The sequence below is a fragment of the Bradyrhizobium huanghuaihaiense genome (assembly GCF_025200885.1).
GTDB lineage: Bacteria > Pseudomonadota > Alphaproteobacteria > Rhizobiales > Xanthobacteraceae > Bradyrhizobium > Bradyrhizobium huanghuaihaiense.
Window position 1 is genome coordinate 3600484 of the sequence record NZ_CP104172.1, and the last position, 16447, is coordinate 3616930.

16 protein-coding genes, 2 tRNA genes and 1 pseudogene are annotated in these 16447 nt (G+C 64.3%); 10 read left to right on the top strand and 9 right to left on the bottom strand.

The genetic code is table 11. From position 1 onward, the window contains the following. Positions 1–45: 45 nt before the first annotated feature. Both N2603_RS17020 and N2603_RS17025 read right to left on the bottom strand, forming a co-directional pair. Positions 46–684, bottom strand: coding sequence for a glutathione binding-like protein (locus N2603_RS17020; protein WP_260389690.1), 639 nt, complete (start codon positions 682–684; stop codon positions 46–48). Positions 685–696: 12 nt separating this feature from the next. Further along, entirely contained in the window at positions 697–1290 is a 594-nt protein-coding gene (locus N2603_RS17025; RefSeq protein WP_260389691.1) for a cysteine hydrolase family protein, read from the bottom strand. 129 nt (positions 1291–1419) lie between these two features. On the opposite strand from N2603_RS17025, the gene N2603_RS17030 reads away from it, so the two are divergent. From N2603_RS17030 to N2603_RS17055, 7 genes and pseudogenes are all read left to right on the top strand, one after another. Then, positions 1420–2253, top strand: a complete 834-nt coding sequence (locus N2603_RS17030; protein ID WP_260389692.1) for a LysR family transcriptional regulator — start codon at positions 1420–1422, stop codon at positions 2251–2253. Positions 2254–2447: 194 nt separating this feature from the next. Then, a tRNA-Phe gene (locus tag N2603_RS17035) sits at positions 2448–2517 on the top strand. A gap of 4 nt (positions 2518–2521) precedes the next feature. Next, positions 2522–2587 (top strand) — tRNA-Lys (locus N2603_RS17040). 336 nt (positions 2588–2923) lie between these two features. Continuing rightward, a complete protein-coding gene (locus N2603_RS17045) occupies positions 2924–4087 on the top strand; it encodes an SPFH domain-containing protein (RefSeq protein WP_260389693.1) in 1164 nt (387 codons plus the stop codon). A gap of 152 nt (positions 4088–4239) precedes the next feature. Beyond that, positions 4240–4602: pseudogene (lepB, locus tag N2603_RS44935) on the top strand (signal peptidase I); the annotation flags it as partial. Positions 4603–4687: 85 nt separating this feature from the next. Beyond that, positions 4688–4969, top strand: coding sequence for a signal peptidase I (lepB, locus tag N2603_RS44940; RefSeq protein ID WP_425248990.1), 282 nt, complete (start codon positions 4688–4690; stop codon positions 4967–4969). A gap of 80 nt (positions 4970–5049) precedes the next feature. Beyond that, entirely contained in the window at positions 5050–5337 is a 288-nt protein-coding gene (locus tag N2603_RS17055; protein WP_260389694.1) for a GIY-YIG nuclease family protein, read from the top strand. 138 nt (positions 5338–5475) lie between these two features. On the opposite strand, the gene groL is transcribed toward N2603_RS17055, so the two are convergent. Both groL and N2603_RS17065 read right to left on the bottom strand, forming a co-directional pair. After that, a complete protein-coding gene (gene groL, locus N2603_RS17060; protein ID WP_027560140.1) occupies positions 5476–7116 on the bottom strand; it encodes a chaperonin GroEL in 1641 nt (546 codons plus the stop codon). Between the two features lie 46 nt (positions 7117–7162). Continuing rightward, the gene (locus tag N2603_RS17065) at positions 7163–7477 is read right to left on the bottom strand and encodes a co-chaperone GroES (RefSeq protein ID WP_014494241.1); all 315 of its coding nucleotides are present in this window, start codon (positions 7475–7477) and stop codon (positions 7163–7165) included. A 398-nt stretch (positions 7478–7875) separates the two neighbouring features. On the opposite strand from N2603_RS17065, the gene N2603_RS17070 reads away from it, so the two are divergent. Further along, complete coding sequence (locus N2603_RS17070; RefSeq protein ID WP_018648592.1) at positions 7876–8163, top strand: usg protein; 288 nt, start codon at positions 7876–7878, stop codon at positions 8161–8163. Between the two features lie 206 nt (positions 8164–8369). Here N2603_RS17070 and N2603_RS17075 read toward each other — a convergent pair whose 3' ends face one another. Further along, complete coding sequence (locus N2603_RS17075) at positions 8370–10496, bottom strand: tetratricopeptide repeat protein (RefSeq protein WP_260389695.1); 2127 nt, start codon at positions 10494–10496, stop codon at positions 8370–8372. A gap of 217 nt (positions 10497–10713) precedes the next feature. Between N2603_RS17075 and N2603_RS17080 the strand changes: the two genes are divergently transcribed. Further along, positions 10714–11241: a cupin domain-containing protein gene (locus N2603_RS17080; protein ID WP_018648590.1), complete on the top strand. Its 528-nt coding sequence runs from the start codon at positions 10714–10716 to the stop codon at positions 11239–11241. Between the two features lie 185 nt (positions 11242–11426). Here the strand turns inward: N2603_RS17080 and N2603_RS17085 are convergent, their stop codons facing one another. Next, positions 11427–12677 carry a NupC/NupG family nucleoside CNT transporter gene (locus N2603_RS17085; RefSeq protein ID WP_260389696.1) on the bottom strand — a complete coding sequence of 417 codons (1251 nt, stop codon included), beginning with the start codon at positions 12675–12677 and terminating at the stop codon, positions 11427–11429. A 161-nt stretch (positions 12678–12838) separates the two neighbouring features. Between N2603_RS17085 and N2603_RS17090 the strand changes: the two genes are divergently transcribed. After that, a complete protein-coding gene (locus N2603_RS17090) occupies positions 12839–14077 on the top strand; it encodes an MFS transporter (protein WP_260389697.1) in 1239 nt (412 codons plus the stop codon). 246 nt (positions 14078–14323) lie between these two features. On the opposite strand, the gene N2603_RS17095 is transcribed toward N2603_RS17090, so the two are convergent. The 3 genes from N2603_RS17095 to N2603_RS17105 all read right to left on the bottom strand — a co-directional run bounded on the left by N2603_RS17095 (position 14324) and on the right by N2603_RS17105 (position 16420). Further along, entirely contained in the window at positions 14324–15082 is a 759-nt protein-coding gene (locus tag N2603_RS17095) for an SDR family oxidoreductase (RefSeq protein ID WP_260389698.1), read from the bottom strand. Between the two features lie 26 nt (positions 15083–15108). Continuing rightward, positions 15109–15867: a proteasome-type protease gene (locus N2603_RS17100; protein ID WP_018647004.1), complete on the bottom strand. Its 759-nt coding sequence runs from the start codon at positions 15865–15867 to the stop codon at positions 15109–15111. 145 nt (positions 15868–16012) lie between these two features. Then, complete coding sequence (locus N2603_RS17105) at positions 16013–16420, bottom strand: carboxymuconolactone decarboxylase family protein (RefSeq protein ID WP_018647005.1); 408 nt, start codon at positions 16418–16420, stop codon at positions 16013–16015. Positions 16421–16447 lie beyond the last annotated feature (27 nt).

Consider the following 16447-nt stretch of genomic DNA (forward strand, 5'->3'; position numbering starts at 1 on the left):
GTCGCAAGATCTAGCTCAATCGCCAACCTCTGTGCCAGTGGCGTGTCACGCCGGGCTCGTCGCAAGCGTCTTGCGCAAGGCCATCTCGGTTGCGACCGCTTCCCTTATGGTGGGCCGCGCCTGCATGCGTTCGAGATAGGCCGACAACGACGGCCATTGTGCGATGTCGACCCCTGCGGGACGGAGCAGCAGCAAGGCCCAGGTGAGATGGGCATCCGCGACGGTGAAGCCGTTGCCGACGAGGAACTCGTGGTCGGCAAGGTGCGCTGACGGCACCGACAGGGTCTGCGGGATCCGTGCGCGCGGCTTGGCGAGCGAGCCTTCGTCGCTGTACCAGAAGGTGGGAAACAGGAACGCCTTGTGGATCTCTGCGCCGATGAAGCTCAGCCATTCCTGCAGGCGATAGCGATCGGGATCGCCGAGCCGCGGCGCAAGACCCGTGTCCGGTTTCAGATCGGCGATGTATTGCAGCACCGCCGCGCTTTCGGTCAGCCGTTCGCCGTTCTCCAGCACGAGGACCGGCACCGCCCCCTTCGGTGATACGCCGCGAAAGTCGCTGTCGTCGCCCACGACCTGCTTGGTCCTGAGCTGCACCAGATGATAGCGCGCGTCGAGGCCTGCTTCCATCAGCGCGATGCGGCTCGCAAGCGAGCAGGCCATCGGCGAGAAATAGAGTTGCAGCATCGCTTTGCTCCGTTATTTCAGTGCATCGCCGCGCGCGATGATGGCGAAGCGGTCGGATAGCTCGGCGAGCGCAACCTCATGGATGGTCCGGGCGTCCAAGGTGCCGCCGCGTCCGTCCGGCAGGTCGCGCGTGGCGCAGGCATCGGCGTCGATCGTGGTGCGAAAACCGAGGTCCAGCGCGGCGCGCGCGGTGGAGCTGACGCACATATGCGTCATGAAGCCGGCCAGCACGATGTTCTTCCTGTCGGTTGCGGCAAGGCGCGCCCGCAAATCAGTGCCGGCAAAGGCATTCGGCAACTCCTTCTCGATCACCAGCTCCCCGGCTTGGGGGCTCAGCTCGGCGACGATGGCGCCACGCTCGGCGCCGCGATCGAACAGGCTGCCGGCCTTGCCGCGATGGGCAATATGGATGATCGCGGCTCCGCTCTCGCGAGCCCGTGCCAGGAGCGCAGCCGCCCGCGCGATCGCAGGTCTCGCGTCGGGCAAGGCGAGAGGACCTTCGAGATATTCGTTCTGGATGTCGATCAGCACCAGCGCGGCGTCGGCAAGACGCGGCGGGTTGAGATCGGCGCCGGCGAGCTGCAGCAGGGTCTTTGCGGTCGTCATGGTCTTGGCAATCTCCGGGGCAAAAAGGCTGAACAAACATAGCCCCGGCAACGCCTGCCGATATGCAGGGATATTGCAGTGGGTGGCTGCGGTATTGCAGGCGCCTCCCGGTCGGTATAACCTCCCACGATGAACTGGGACGATCTGCGCATCATCGCTGCCGTCAGGGACGAGGGCACCTACGCGGGCGCCAGCGCGCGGCTGCGCATCGACGAGACCACGGTCGGGCGCAGGCTGTCGCGCATCGAGCGTGCGCTCGGTTTGCGTCTGTTCGAGGCCGCCGACGGCGTCCGCAGGCCGACGCGGAGCTGCGAGGCGGTGCTGGCGCATGTCGAGGCGATGGCCGCGCATGCCGCCGAGATCGGTCGCCTCAGTGAGAGCCTGGAAGGCCCGGTGGGACGCCTGCGCATCGCCTCCACCAACACGGTCGCCGAGGAAGTGCTGTCGCCGCGCGCGAGCGACTTCCTGCGTGCCAATCCCGGCCTGACGCTGCAATTCCTCACCTCGAGCGAGAACGTCAAATTCTCGCGCTGGGAAGCCGATCTCGCCATCCGCCTGCGCAAACCCGACAAGGGCGACTTCGCGATCTCAAAGCTCGGCGATATCCGCATCCATTATTTCGAGCCTGTGACGACCGAGGGCGAGCCGATGCTGTGCGCCTATCCGGACGAGCTCGGGGCCATTCCCGAGATGCAATTCCTGCGCACGAAGAAAGCCCGCGCGCGCTGCGTCACCGACAACGTTCGTGTCATCCGTAACCTGATCCGCGCGCATCAGGCCGCCGGTGTGTTGCCGGAGTATGTTTGCGCGGACTTGCTTGGCGATCGCCGCCTGCGCGCCACCCTGCTGCCGAAACGGCGCGACGTATGGCTGCTGGTGCAAAACCATCTCAAGCGCGACGCCGCAACGCGCGTGACCATCGACTGGGTGAGGGCGTGCTTCCAGGAGATGTCGCGCAGTTGAGGCGATGTCTCGGTGTGATCATCGCGTCACAGCGCGCAAGCTGCGACGAAAAATCTTGCGCCATCCCCCTTGCAACCCGAACGTGCCTGGTCTATTAGCGCCGTCCTTCGCTAGGCCATGGGTTCGGGCTCTCTGAGATCCCGGCTGGCGCGGGCCGGTCTCCGGTTTCGTGTTCCGCCGAATGAAGGAGAAACGCAGGACGTAGCTCATGGAGAGCGTCGGGCTGAACACCCGAAGGCATCGGTTCGATTCCGGTCTCTTGCACAAAGGATAGCTCAGTTTGGTAGAGCAGATGACTTTTAATCATCCTGTCGCGGGTTCGAATCCCGCTCCAGCGCTCCGTTTCAGCCTGAAAAGCTGATACCTCTGAAGGGGACCGGACGCGCGCTTCAGTCGCCGTCCGGCCGCATTGCCCAAAAGGCTTTCGTCCGAACAACGACACTGTGAGACCGGCTTTTGCGCCGCGGGTCGATACCGCTTGCGCTGATGCCGGGTGGCTCCGCATGACCGCGCGACACACCTCGCGCGATCGCGCGCGTGCGCCCGTCGTCATGCAAGCTCAAGCCCCGGTCCGCCGATGTCATGGGAAGCGTCGTCCGCGTCCTCACATCCTTTGCAAACGAAACCTGTTGTCCGGCATCCGGCCGGACGCAAACGAAGGAGGCGTGCCATGGCGTCTGAAAAGACTTGGCACTTGCTCACGACCACGATCACCGTGAAGGACGGTGAGCGCGCGCTACTGACGCGGAACGGCCAGCTCGAGCGTGTGCTCGCGCCTGGCCGGCATCGCCTGTTCGATCTGCGCAACGAGTTGACGGCTGTCGTGTATAACGTCGTGGGGACCGAATTCCCTGCGGAGCGCTACGCGGTGCTGAAGGCCGCGCGTCCCGATCTTGCCGCCGAGCTGTTCGAGGCGGTCGAGACCAGGGCGGACGAGATCGCCATCGTCAGCCTCGACGGCCGGCCCGTGCATCTGATGACGCCCTGGCAGGTGCGGGTCTACTGGAAGGTCGCAACGCGCATCGATGTCGAGCGCATCGATGTGTCCGCTGATCCCAAGGTCAGCGCGCGGCATCTGGCCATGATCGAGCGCAACCGCTCGGCCGTGACGTCGGAGACGGTGGTCGAGAACCACGAGGCGGGCCTGCTCTACGTCGAGGGCCGGCTCACCGAGCGGCTCGCGCCCGGCCGGCACGCCTTCTGGACCTTCGGTCGCAAGATCGAGGTGAAGCGCCTCGACCTGCGGCCCCAGGCGGTCGAGATCACCGCGCAGGAGATGCTGACCAAGGATCGCATCGCGCTGCGGGTGACGCTGACGGCGTTCCGTAAGGTGGTCGATCCCGAGCGGACGGTTGCGACCGTGCCCGACGTGGATGCGTGGCTGTACCGCCTGGTGCAGTTCGCGATCCGCGAAGCGGTCGCGGGCCGGACGCTGGACGAGGTGCTGTCTGCGAAGGCGGCGCTGGATGCGGAGCTGCGCGACTATGTGCGTGCACGCGTCGCGGAGTCCGGCGTGGAGGTGACCGAGCTCGGCGTGAAGGACGTGATCCTGCCCGGCGAGATCCGGGAGCTGGTGAACAAGGTGGTGGAGGCGGAGCGGGTCGCGAAGGCGAACCTGATCCGCCGGCAGGAGGAGACCGCGGCGACGCGTTCGCTCCTGAACACCGCCCGCCTGATGGAGGAGAACCCCCTGCTGCTGCGGCTCAAGGAGCTGGAGTCGCTGGAGCGGCTGGTCGAGAAGGTCGGCCGCATCGACCTCCATGCCGGCGACGGTCAGGGCCTCGATGCCCTCTTGACCCGGCTCGTGCGCCTGAAGGCGCCCGAGAGCGCTTGAAACAGAAGGGCCGCCCACGGGCGGCCCTTCACATCCGCGTCGCTTGCGGTGAACGCGATCCGCGCAACGCGCGACCAATTGGAGTTCGCTGGGGATTGCACGCGCGCAAAGGTTGCGTAATCTCCCGATGACGATGTTGATCAGGCAGACGCATGACCACTCTTGAGCAAACGATCCGCCCCGCGGCGCGATCCAGCGAATGGAAGGCAATCGTCGTCCTGATCCTGCTGATCCCGGTGCTGTGGTCGCCGCCGTTCCTGGTTCGCTTCTTCCTGTACAAGCCGTTCAGCATCCCGTCCGGCTCGATGACGCCGACGCTGGTGGTCGGCGACTACGTCTTCGCCGCCAAATACGCCTACGGCTATGGCCGCTATTCCTTCCCCTTCGCACCGTCGGGCCGCATCCTTGCCGCCGACCCCGAATACGGCGACATCGTCGTGTTTCGCACGGCGAAGGACACCTCGGTCGATTACGTCAAGCGCGTAATCGGCCTGCCCGGCGACCGGGTCCAGATGCGGGGAGGGCAGCTCATCCTCAACGACCGCGCGGTGACGCGCGTGGCATTGAAGGAGGTGTTTGCCGGTGCTGCCTGCGGAGGCGATGACGAGGCGAAGGCCAAACGAGACGCTGCCGAGCGGCACGAGCTATGTCACCTACGATTGCGTCGACAATGGCTTCCTCGACAACACCAGCGTCTACACCGTGCCGCCAGGCCATGTCTTCGTGCTCGGCGACAACCGCGACAACTCCACCGACAGCCGCATGATGAGCGCGATGGGCTTCATCCCGATGGACAATCTGATCGGCAAGGTGACGCGGATCTTCTGGTCGCTCGACGAAAACGGCGATCCGCACATGGAGCGGCTTGGCAAGGTGGAGTGAGGCGGAGGTCGTCTCCCTCGTCATTCCGGGGCACGCCCCCTTGGGCGTGAGCCCGGAATCCATAACCACAGGCGGATGGAATGGCCTACTATGTCTACATCCTCGCGAGTAAGAAGCACGGCACGCTCTATATCGGCGTGACAAATGATCTCGTGCGCCGGGTGTATGAGCACAGAACGAAAGCTGTTCCTGGCTTCACGACACGTTACGGCGTCAACAAGCTAGTCCTGTTCGAAATCTACGATGATGCAGCAGTCGCCATCGCCCGCGAGAAAGAGCTCAAGAAGTGGCGGCGGGATTGGAAGACACGTCTCATCGAGGAGCAGAATCCCAATTGGGATGATCTCTATCCGGGGATAACCAACTGAGGTTCGTGGTTATGGATTCCGGGCTCGCGCCCAAGAGGGCGCGCCCCGGAATGACGGGTGGAGAGAAGTCAATACAAACAAAAACCCCGGCATCGCTGCCGGGGTTTCGCATTTCGTATCTTGCCTGAAAGGGCTGGATCAGAAGTCCATGCCGCCCATGCCGCCGCCCGGAGGCATCGCCGGACCGGCGCCGCCCTTCTTGGGCAGCTCGGCGACCATGGCTTCCGTGGTGATCAGGAGCGCGGCAACCGAGGCAGCGTTCTGGATCGCGGTGCGGACCACCTTGGTCGGGTCGATGATGCCCTTCTTGACGAGGTCGGCATATTCGCCGGTCTGGGAGTCGAAGCCGTAATTGTAGGCCTTGTTCTCCAGGATCTTGCCGACGATCACCGAGCCGTCTTCACCGGCGTTGATCGCGATCTGGCGAGCGGGAGCCGACAGCGCCTTGCGCACGATCTCGACGCCGGTCTTCTGGTCGTCGTTCTTGGTGCGCAGGCCCTTGAGCTGCTCGGAGGCACGGAGCAGGGCGACGCCGCCGCCCGGGACGATGCCCTCCTCGACAGCCGCGCGGGTCGCATGCATCGCGTCATCAACGCGATCCTTGCGCTCCTTCACCTCGACCTCGGTCGCGCCGCCGACGCGGATCACCGCGACGCCGCCCGCGAGCTTGGCGAGACGCTCCTGGAGCTTCTCACGGTCGTAGTCCGAGGTGGTCTCCTCGATCTGCGCCTTGATCTGGGCCACGCGCGCCTCGATGTCGGCCTTCTTGCCGGCGCCGTTGACGATCGTGGTGTTCTCCTTGTCGATCATCACCTTCTTGGCGCGACCGAGCATGTTGAGCGTGACGTTCTCGAGCTTGATGCCGAGATCTTCCGAGATCGCCTGGCCGCCGGTCAGGATCGCGATGTCCTGCAGCATGGCCTTGCGGCGATCGCCGAAGCCCGGAGCCTTGACGGCCGCGACCTTCAGGCCGCCGCGCAGGCGGTTCACGACCAGGGTCGCGAGCGCTTCACCCTCGACGTCCTCGGCGACGATGACCAGCGGCTTGCCGGTCTGCACCACGGCCTCGAGCAGCGGCAGCAGCTCGTTCAGCGAGGAGAGCTTCTTCTCGTTGATGAGGATGTAGGCGTCGTCCATCTCAACGCGCATCTTGTCGGCGTTGGTGACGAAGTAGGGCGAGATGTAGCCGCGGTCGAACTGCATGCCCTCGACGACGTCGAGTTCGGTCTCGAGCGACTTGGCTTCCTCGACGGTGATGACACCCTCGTTGCCGACCTTCTTCATGGCGTCGGAGAGGAACTTGCCGATCTCCTGGTCGCCGTTGGCCGAGATGGTGCCGACCTGGGCGATCTCCTCGTTCGAGGTGACCTTCTTGGAGTTCTTCTGCAGGTCCGCAACGACGGCTTCGACCGCGAGGTCGATACCGCGCTTGAGGTCCATCGGGTTCATGCCGGCGGCGACCGACTTGGCGCCTTCCTTCACGATCGCCTGGGCGAGCACGGTGGCGGTGGTGGTGCCGTCGCCGGCCGCGTCAGCGGACTTGGAGGCGACTTCGCGCACCATCTGGGCGCCCATGTTCTCGAACTTGTCGTCGAGCTCGATCTCCTTGGCGACGGTGACGCCGTCCTTGGTGATGCGGGGAGCGCCGAACGACTTGTCGAGCACGACGTTGCGGCCCTTCGGACCGAGCGTGACCTTCACCGCGTTGGCGAGAACGTCGACGCCGCGCAGCATCTTGTCGCGCGCTTCAACCGAGAATTTGACTTCTTTGGCTGCCATCTGGAATTTTCCTTAGGTATGTTTGACTGGAGGGAGAGAGGGGCTCTTAGGCCGCCTTCTTCTTGGAAGCGGGGACGTCGAGGACGCCCATGATGTCGCTTTCCTTCATGATCAAGAGATCGACGCCGTCGATCTTGACCTCGGTGCCGGACCACTTGCCGAACAGCACGCGGTCGCCGACCTTGAGGTCGATCGGGATCAGCTTGCCGGCTTCGTCGCGGCCACCCGGGCCAACGGCGACGACTTCACCCTGGGAGGGCTTTTCCTTGGCAGTGTCGGGAATGATGATGCCGCCAGCGGTCTTCTCTTCTGCGTCGATGCGCTTGACCACGACGCGGTCGTGAAGCGGACGGAATTTCATGCAGTCCTCCTAAGTAGTTGCACGATATGGGAATTTTTTGGCGTTAGCAGTCTGTGCCCGCGAGTGCTAGCACAGGCGAGGCTGAAATAGGACAGGAATTTTGCGGGGGCAAGGGCTTCTAGCAGAAAAATCGGCACCCGGAAGCGTGGACTGCCAGAATCTCTTTTCCATCGTTAACCAGCCTGGGAGGCCTCTTCGAGGCCCCGTGGGAGCCGTATTAGCACGGAGTCGCATCTGCTGCTAACGCATTGAATTTCAACAGCTTGTTAAACTTTTGGGCTTGAGATGGGTTGTCAGTTTGCGTCACATTTCTCTCATGTGAGCGCATCTCCATCGGGTGGCTCGTACGCGTACCCGGAAAGCCACCCCCTGAATGCGCTCCTGCAAAGGAGGTTGGCATGGGATTGCGGGTTGGGGGCGTTTCCGAAGACTTCCGGAAACAGATGCTGGGCTACGGGCTGACGACGGCACAAATTCTCTACCGGATGCCGGATCATCCCTCGCTGCTCCAGACCTATGTCTGGCAGAACTACGACATGTTTCCGAAATTTCCGGCGCTGACCGACTTCCTGGCCTTCTGGCAGGAAAAGCTCGACGGTCCGCTGTTCTCGGTGACCGTCGCGCATTCCAAGCTGATCAAGCCCGCCGAGTTGCGCGCCGTCGACGGCGTGTTCCGGCTGCATTGAGCAGAGCACCGGTTTCGTAGCGAGCGCCGGTCTCGTAGGGTGGGCAAAGGCGCGTTAGCGCCGTGCCCACCATCTCTCCGCGACCACATCTGAAAATGGTCGGCACGCTTCCGCCTTCGCTCTTCGAGCTACGGCGGACAAGTCGCTTTGCCCACCCTACGATATCTACGTTGGAGCGCGGCTACGCGAAGCCTACGAACACGCGATCAGGCGCCGCTGCTGCAATAGCGCTTCCACATCGCGCGATAGGCCTCGTCCACCGCTTGCGCGTAGGCGACCGGGTTGCAGGCGGCCGCAGCCCGGACCTGTCCGGGCAGTTCGCCGCGCAACTTGTCGAGATCGCCGATCTCAGCCGCACGGCTCACCGCGATGTCGACATAGGCCTCTTCGCTATCCGTCACCCAGTCCGGCAAGCCGAGCGCGGTGAGAATGGAGCCGGCGGCACGGCTGGGCAGACTGTTCCCTAGCTTCGCCACCACGGGCACGCCCATCTGCAAGGCTTCCAATGTGCTGACGCCGCCATTCTGCGGGAACGGGTCGAGAGCGATATCGACGCGATTGAACGCCGCCAGATGATCGACCCGCAAGGTGGTGCCGAGCAGTTCGACGCGTTCGGCCGGAACGCCGCAAGCTGCAAGCCGTGCCAGCAGATTGTCGCGGACCAGTTGATCGTCCAGCGCAACATCCTTGATCAGCAGTCGTGATCCGGGCACCCGCTCGAGAATCCTTGACCAGGCCTGCGCGGCCTGGTCCGAAATCTTGCTGATGCGGTTGAACACACCGAATGTGATGAAGCCGTTCGAGATCGCCGGTGTTGACGCCCCCGCAAGCTCCATTGGCAGCGGCTCCAGTGTCACGAAGCACGGCAGGTCGACGATGGTTTCCGCAAACAGATGCCGGACCGCGGCAGGAATCGCGACCGGGTCCGAGAACAGATAATCGATCGTCGGCAGCCCGGTGCCGGTGCCGTGCCCCCAGCCATGGGCCTGGATCGGCGCCGGCTTGCGCGCAAACACGCTGAGGCGGTTTCCCTTGGTGTGGCCGGACAGATCGATCAGGATATCGACGCCATCGGCGCGGATCTGATCGGCGAGGCGATCGTCGCTCCACTGCGAGGCGTCGCGCCAGCGATCGGCGATCTTTTGAAATTCGGCGGTGGCCGGATCCACTTTCGACGAACAAGAGTAGCACACGACCTCGAACTGTGCCCGGTCGTGGTATTGCAGGACCGGCTTGAATATGAACGCGGCCGAATGCGCGTTGAAGTCCGACGAGACGTAGCCGAGCACCAGAGGGCGATCCGGATCGCGGCTGTTGTCGTATGGTCCCGCCACTTCTGAAGCGAACGTCGTGCCGATCCGCTCCCACCAGAGCTGCCGCGCTTGCTGATGCTGCTCAACGCTGGCATCCGCCACGAAATCGAGCGTGAATATCTTGTTGGAGATCGCGCCCGGGAAGCTAGGCTCGATCTCGAGCGCTCTGTCGTAACTGGCCAGAGCTTCGTCGACCCGCCCAAGTGTGGAGAGACAAACGCCCTGGACCAGGTGAGCTTGAGCGGCATCGGGATCGAGCGCGATGGCTTTCTCGCTATCGTGCAATGCTTCGGCGATTTGCTGGATCTGCAGCCAGACATTGGCGCGCCCGAGCCACCCGTTCATCTCGTCGGGCGCCAGGGCGATCGCCTGATTGCAATCCGCCATGGCGTCGTCAAATTGCAGAAGCTCCTGCAATGCGATGGCGCGGTTCGCCAGCGCCGAGGCATAGTCGGGCTTGATCGATAGCGCGCGGTTCAGGCTTGCGATGGCCTCGTCATAATTGCGCAGACGGCAGAGCACCCAACCCCGGCCGTTGTGGGCTTCGGCAAGATTTGCGTCGATTGCGAGCGCCTTGTCGTAGCACTCGAGCGCTTGCTGAAGATCGACGGTCACGCTCGCGTTGCCGAGATTGGACAGGGCTAAGGCGTAGTTGGGGCGCAAGGCGAGGGCCCTTCGATAGCTCTCGCGGGCCTCATCGTGACGTCGTAGCTTGTTCAGCGCGACGCCTCGGCTCATGTGAGCGTCGGCAGATTTCGGATCCACGGCAACCGCCCGGCTCAGCAGGGTTTCGGCTTCCTGATAGTTCTTGGCATCAGACTCCAAACTGCCGAGCATATGCAGCGCAATGAACTGGTTGGGCTCGAGCTGCAGGACCTGGCGATAGCCATTCCGGGCTTCGGGGAGAAGCCCTTGCTTGTGCAACTGGAGGGCCAGCCCGAGCAATGGCAGTACTTCGGCCTGCTGCCGCTTCCGAAGCCGGGCATTGTGGAATGCACGCTGACCTACGCTGTTGCTCATGAATCAATCCCCCAGAATCTCCTGGCGAGACTAAATCGGCGCGGGAACGAATACGAGACGACTGCCGTTCGCCGCGACAGCTTCGGACAAGCTACGAGCGATCAGGTCATGTCGTTCGCTGATCCAGCCCCGCAATTGCTGCCCGGTCCAGGACTAGCTAATCTGCCTTCGGGTTGCACCCGTCCGGCGGGCGCGGCTCAGATCAGGGAGGCAGACAATGGCCAGGCAAAAGGCATCAAGACCCGCATCGAAGACTGCGGTGAAGAAGCGGAGCGGCGCCAAGGCCGCGGCGCGGTCCTCGGCACGCAAGGCGGTCAAGGCAAAGGCGCGCACGGCGGCACCGAAGAAGCCCGCACGTCGGAGGCAGCGCATCGCGATCAGCCATCACCGCGAAGAGGACTTCAAGGCCGACGGCCTGCGCGCCTACGCAAAATACCGCGACCTCGGCATTGCCGATGCGACCCATGGCCTCGCGCAGGCGCATGTGATCCGGCTGCAAGGCCCCTGCGATCCGGCGGAGGTCTCGAAGCTGCATTTCCACGACGTCGAGTTCCAGATGGTCTACGTGCTCAAGGGCTGGGTGAAGACCTACATGGACGGGCAGGGCGAGACCTTGATGAAGGAAGGCAGCGCCTGGACCCAACCGCCGAAGATCAAACACATGATCCTGGATTATTCGGACGACGTCGAGCTGCTGGAGGTGATCCTGCCGGCGGAATTCAAGACGGTGGAGTTGAAGGCGTAGGCTCTCTCCGTCGTCATTGCGAGCGCAGCGAAGCAATCCAGACTGTCTCCGCGGACAGATTCTGGATTGCTTCGCTGCGCTCGCAATGACAGCTCGTAGCCCGGATGGAGCGCAGCGAAATCCGGGACACTCTCTCCGCAGCGACGCTGTCCCGGATTGCGCTACGCTCCATCCGGGCTACGACGTCACGCCAACACCCCCACCACCGCTCCAATCAAGCACGTTGTCAGCGTCCCCGACACGATCGACTTCAGCCCGAGCGCGTTGATCTCCTCGCGCCGCTCCGGCGCCATCACTCCCAGGCCACCGATCATGATGCCGAGGCTGGCGAAGTTTGCGAAGCCGCACATCGCGTAAAGCATGATCAGGCGCGAGCGCGGATCGAGCGTGTCGCGCGGCAGCTTCGAGAAGTCGACATAGGCGATCAGCTCGTTGAGCACGGTCTTGGTGCCCATCAGGCTGCCGGCCGTCACCGCCTGGTCCCACGGCAATCCCATCAGCCAGCACACCGGCGCCATCACGAGGCCCAGCAGGCGCTGCAGCGAGATCGCGGCGCCGCCGATGTTTGGCAACAGGCCGAGGATGGCGTTGACGAGATAGACCAGCGCCACCAGCACCAAGAGCATGGCGACGATGTTGAGCAGCAGCTCGAGCCCTGCGCTCGTGCCTTTCACGATCGCGTCCATCGTGCTGGCGACGTCCATCTCGGGATCCTCCAGCGCGCCGCCGGTGCGCTTGTCCGAGGTCTCCGGCACCATGATCAGGCTGACGAGGATCGCGGCCGGCGCGCCCAGCACGGATGCGATCACGAAATGCGCGGCCGCGTCGGGGATGAGCGGCGCCAGCAGCGTCGCATAGAGCACCAGCACGGTGCCGGCGATGCCGGCCATGCCGCCGGTCATGACCAGAAACAATTCGCTGCGGGTCATCTGCGCCAGATACGGCCGCACGAATAGCGGCGCCTCGACCATGCCGAGGAAGATGTTGGCGGCGGTCGAGAGCCCGACCGCGCCGCCGACGCCGAGCGTGCGCTCCAGCAGCCAGGCCATGCCGCGCACGATCGGCGGCAGCACGCGCCAATAGAACAGCAGCGTGGTCAGCACGCTCATGACCAGCACGATCGGCAGCGCCTGGAACGCCAGGATGAAGTCCGCACCGGGCACCTTCAGGTCGAAGGGCAGGGTGCCGCCGCCGACATAGCCGAACACGAAGGCGGAGCCGGCGCGTGAGGCCGCCGAGATCGCGCCGACCGCGTCGTTGATGGTGCCGAAGGCATGGGCGACGACCGGCAGTTTGAGCAGCACGACCGCGGTGACGAAGGTCGCGGTGAGGCCGATCGCCGCCTGGCGCAGCGAGACCGCGCGGCGATTCTCTGCGAGCGCGAAGGCGATCAGCAGCAATGCGAAAATGCCGAGTGCCGATTGCAGGCGAAGCATGATGTCCCCAAAACCCCCAATGATTATGGCCGCGCGTGCGTTGCAAAGGCAATGCCGACAGGCCACGGAAGTGTCGGGTTGTTGACAAGCGGACCCGTCTCAGCCACGCGGGAAGCCCATCAGATCAGGGGGGCGGACAGTCTGAGGTGACCGAAGCGGCGATGTCAGAGCAGCCAATATCCCGAAATCCGCCGGTCAGCGCCGGCGCGTTGCTCGCCCACCGCGCCTTCCTGTACTTCCTGCTCTCGCGCAGCCTGTCGCGCTTTTCGAGCCAGATCGCCGCGGTCGCGATCGGCTGGCAGATCTACGATCTTACCGGTTCGGCCTTCGACCTCGGCATGGTCGGGCTCGTGCAGTTCCTGCCCACGGCGCTCCTGGTGTTCGTCGCCGGCCACGCCGCCGACCGTTTCGAGCGCAAGCGCGTGGTCCAGCTCTGCCAACTCGTGGAAGCGGCGACCGCGCTCTATCTCGCAACCATCACCTATCTCGGCGCGGTCAGCGAGGTGCAGATCTTCATCGCGACTTTCGTGCTCGGCATTGCCGGCGCCTTCGAGAGCCCGACGACCGCGGCGCTGCTGCCGCTGATCGCGCCGCAGGGATCGCTGCAGCGCGCCACCGCGGTCGCGAGCGGTGCGGGCCAGGTCGCGACCATCACCGGTCCCGCGCTCGGCGGTTTCGCCTACGCGATCGCGCCGCATCTCGCCTACGCCGTGATGCTGCTGTTCTGGATTCTTGGGATGATCCTGACCGGCTTCATCCGGCCGCGGCCGCAGGCCGTCGCCAAGGACATGGACGAGGCGGACAACATCTTTGCCGGGGTCCGTTTCATCCGCAGCAATCCCGCGATTCTCGGCACCATCTCGCTCGACCTGTTCGCCGTGCTGTTCGGCGGCGTCACCGCGCTGCTGCCGATCTATGCCCGCGACATCCTTCAGACCGGCCCGGTAGGCCTCGGCGTGCTTCGCGCGGCGCCCGCGGTCGGCGCGCTGCTGATGACCATGGTGCTGGCGCGCCACGCCATCTCCAAGCATGTGGGCCTGCGCATGTTCCAGGCCGTGATCGTGTTCGGCATCGCCACGATCGTGTTCGCGCTGTCCCCCTGGATGTGGCTGTCGGTGCTGTCGCTCGCGATCCTCGGCGCGGCCGACACGATCAGCGTCGTGATCCGCTTCTCGCTGGTGCAGCTGTCGACGCCCGACGAGATGCGCGGCCGGGTCGGCGCGGTGAATTTCCTCTTCATCAACGCCTCGAACCAGCTCGGCCAGTTCGAGAGCGGGCTGACGGCCGCCCTGTTCGGCACCATGCCCGCCGCCGTGCTCGGCGGCGTCTGCACGGTCGCAGTGGCGCTGCTCTGGATGAAGCTGTTTCCGAGCCTGCGGAAGGTGGAGAGCCTGGAATAGGTCTCCGCTCTCTCCCCGTCATTGCGAGGAGCCCTTGCGACGAAGCAATCCAGAATCGTGCCGCATCTGATAGTCTGGATTGCTTCGCGGAGCCTGTCATCGGGCCGCGCTTCGCGCGGACCCGTTGGCTCGCAATGACGATTGTGGAGGCAGCTTGGGGATTTAACCGACGTCACACTGCTTGGCGAAGGCAGGGCGCAACCCCATGCCGGCTATTGTGCATGGGGTTGTTTTCGCGTTTTTTGTTCAGCCCCGCCCGACGAACGGCATCTTCGTGGCCATCACCGTCATGGTCAGCACGTTGGCATCGAGCGGCAGGCCGGCCATGTAGGCGACGGCATCGCCGACCGCCTTGGCGTCCATGCGCGGCTCGTGCTTGGTGGTGCCGTCGGGCTGCAGCACGCCGGGGCCGTTGACCATGCGGTCGGTCATCGGGGTCGCGGCGTTGCCGATGTCGACCTGGCCGACCGCGATGTCATACATGCGGCCATCGAGGTTGCTGGCCTTGGTGAGGCCGGTGATGGCGTGCTTGGTCGAGGTGTAGGCCGCCGAGAACGGCCGCGGCGCGTGCGCCGAGATCGAGCCGTTGTTGATGATGCGGCCGCCGCGCGGGGTCTGGTCCTTCATGATGCGGAAGGCGTGCTGGGTGCACAGGAACGGACCCGTCAGGTTGGTGTTCACCACTGCCTGCCACTGCTCGAGGCTGAGGTCCTCGAAGTTCACGGCGGGCGCGCCCATGCCGGCATTGTTGAACAGCACGTCGAGGCGGCCAAAGGTCGCCTTCACCTTGTCGAACAGTGCGGCGATCTGGTCCGGCTTGGTCATGTCGGCGGTGACGCACAGGCTCTTGCCCGCGGGGCCGAGCTTTGCGGTCTCCTCGAGCATGTCGAGCCGGCGGCCGGCGAGCACCACGGTGAAGCCGGCGTTCATCAGCGCCAGCGACGCCGCGCGCCCGACACCGGTGCCGGCGCCCGTCACCACTGCGATCTTTTTCGCTTCACTCATCGTTTCCTGCCTTTTCTCTTAAGCTGTCAGGTTTTGGGTTCTTTTTCGTTCTTGTAGGGTGGGCGCGGGATGTTCTGGTGCGCGGCGCGTAATGCCGCCGACCAGCGCGAGCGCAGATCGTGGAAATAGGGCTCGCCCGCCTCGATGCGGTGGTTGAGATCGGCCTCGCAGGCGTCCGTGCGCACCACCAGCACGTCGATCGGCAGGCCGACGCCGAGATTGGACCGCATGGTCGAGTCCATCGAGATCAGGCCGGTCTTCAGCGCCTCGTAGAGCTCGACGTCGTAATGCATGGCGCGGTCGAGCACAGGCTTGCCGTATTTGTGCTCGCCGATCTGAAGGTAGGGCGTGTCGGTGGTGCACTCGATGAAATTGCCGGCGGTGTAGACCATGAACAGGCGCATGCGCGCGCCCTTGATCTGGCCGCCGAACAGGAAGGAGACGTCGAAGGAGACGTCCTCGGACTTCAGCGCCGGGCCTTCGGTCGCATGCACCGCCCGGATCGCCCGGCCGATGCGCTGGGCGGCCTGGAACATGGTCGGCGCGTTCATCAGCGTCTCGACCTCGCCCGTGTTCGGGTCCTCCAGGCCTTCGGTCAGGGTCGAGAGGACCGACTGGCTGATGGCGAGGTTGCCGGCGCTGGCGATCGCCATGATGCGGTCGCCGGGCTTGGAGAAGATATGCAGCTTGCGGAAGGTCGAGACGTTGTCGAGGCCGGCATTGGTGCGGGTATCGGCGATCATCACCAGACCGTCCCGAACCAGGATTCCGCAACAATAGGTCATTTCCAGTCCCCGAACGCGTTTGCGCGGAATTACTAGCGAATTTCGCCGGCCGCTCCAACCCCCGATTCCCGCGGGGGGAGGCCGTCATTCCCGGGCGCGCGCCCCGGAATGACGGGAGGAAACGGCTTGGCTCTCCGCGCCGACCTCAATCCGCGCTATCGACCAAAAATGCCTCATCGACGGGGACGCCGAGGCCCGTGACCAGCCGGTTCGTTTCCGCCGCCATGCCGACGATGGCGAGCAGCTCGCCATATTCGGCGGCGGTCATGCCCTTGGCCCGGGCGGCAGCGGTGTGGGAGTGGATGCAATAGCTACAGCCATGCGCGATCGAGACCGCGACATAGAGCATTTCCTTGACCTTGGGATCGAGCGCGCCCGGAGCCATTACCTCCTTGATGCTCTCCCAGGTCCGCCGCAGCGTCTTCGGATCATGCGCCAGCGCGCGCCAGAAATTGTTGACGAAATCCGACTGCCGCACCTTGCGGATGTCGTCGAAAACGGCGCGCGCCTCGGTGGAGAGTTCATCGTCCGAAAGCAGTTTTACGGTCGCCATGAGGGCCTCGCGGGATCAGGTCTGATC

What these genes read in the sequence shown, in the direction of transcription:
- N2603_RS17045 (WP_260389693.1), top strand. Translation starts at nt 2,924, where the DNA reads ATGGCGTCTGAAAAGACTTGGCACTTGCTCACGACCACGATCACCGTG.
- N2603_RS17070 (WP_018648592.1), top strand. Translation starts at nt 7,876, where the DNA reads ATGGGATTGCGGGTTGGGGGCGTTTCCGAAGACTTCCGGAAACAGATG.
- N2603_RS17085 (WP_260389696.1), bottom strand. Translation starts at nt 12,677, where the DNA reads ATGCTTCGCCTGCAATCGGCACTCGGCATTTTCGCATTGCTGCTGATC.
- N2603_RS17030 (WP_260389692.1), top strand. Translation starts at nt 1,420, where the DNA reads ATGAACTGGGACGATCTGCGCATCATCGCTGCCGTCAGGGACGAGGGC.
- N2603_RS17020 (WP_260389690.1), bottom strand. Translation starts at nt 684, where the DNA reads ATGCTGCAACTCTATTTCTCGCCGATGGCCTGCTCGCTTGCGAGCCGC.
- lepB (WP_425248990.1), top strand. Translation starts at nt 4,688, where the DNA reads ATGACGAGGCGAAGGCCAAACGAGACGCTGCCGAGCGGCACGAGCTAT.
- N2603_RS17025 (WP_260389691.1), bottom strand. Translation starts at nt 1,290, where the DNA reads ATGACGACCGCAAAGACCCTGCTGCAGCTCGCCGGCGCCGATCTCAAC.
- N2603_RS17055 (WP_260389694.1), top strand. Translation starts at nt 5,050, where the DNA reads ATGGCCTACTATGTCTACATCCTCGCGAGTAAGAAGCACGGCACGCTC.
- N2603_RS17080 (WP_018648590.1), top strand. Translation starts at nt 10,714, where the DNA reads ATGGCCAGGCAAAAGGCATCAAGACCCGCATCGAAGACTGCGGTGAAG.
- N2603_RS17065 (WP_014494241.1), bottom strand. Translation starts at nt 7,477, where the DNA reads ATGAAATTCCGTCCGCTTCACGACCGCGTCGTGGTCAAGCGCATCGAC.
- N2603_RS17075 (WP_260389695.1), bottom strand. Translation starts at nt 10,496, where the DNA reads ATGAGCAACAGCGTAGGTCAGCGTGCATTCCACAATGCCCGGCTTCGG.
- N2603_RS17090 (WP_260389697.1), top strand. Translation starts at nt 12,839, where the DNA reads ATGTCAGAGCAGCCAATATCCCGAAATCCGCCGGTCAGCGCCGGCGCG.
- N2603_RS17100 (WP_018647004.1), bottom strand. Translation starts at nt 15,867, where the DNA reads ATGACCTATTGTTGCGGAATCCTGGTTCGGGACGGTCTGGTGATGATC.
- N2603_RS17095 (WP_260389698.1), bottom strand. Translation starts at nt 15,082, where the DNA reads ATGAGTGAAGCGAAAAAGATCGCAGTGGTGACGGGCGCCGGCACCGGT.
- N2603_RS17105 (WP_018647005.1), bottom strand. Translation starts at nt 16,420, where the DNA reads ATGGCGACCGTAAAACTGCTTTCGGACGATGAACTCTCCACCGAGGCG.
- groL (WP_027560140.1), bottom strand. Translation starts at nt 7,116, where the DNA reads ATGGCAGCCAAAGAAGTCAAATTCTCGGTTGAAGCGCGCGACAAGATG.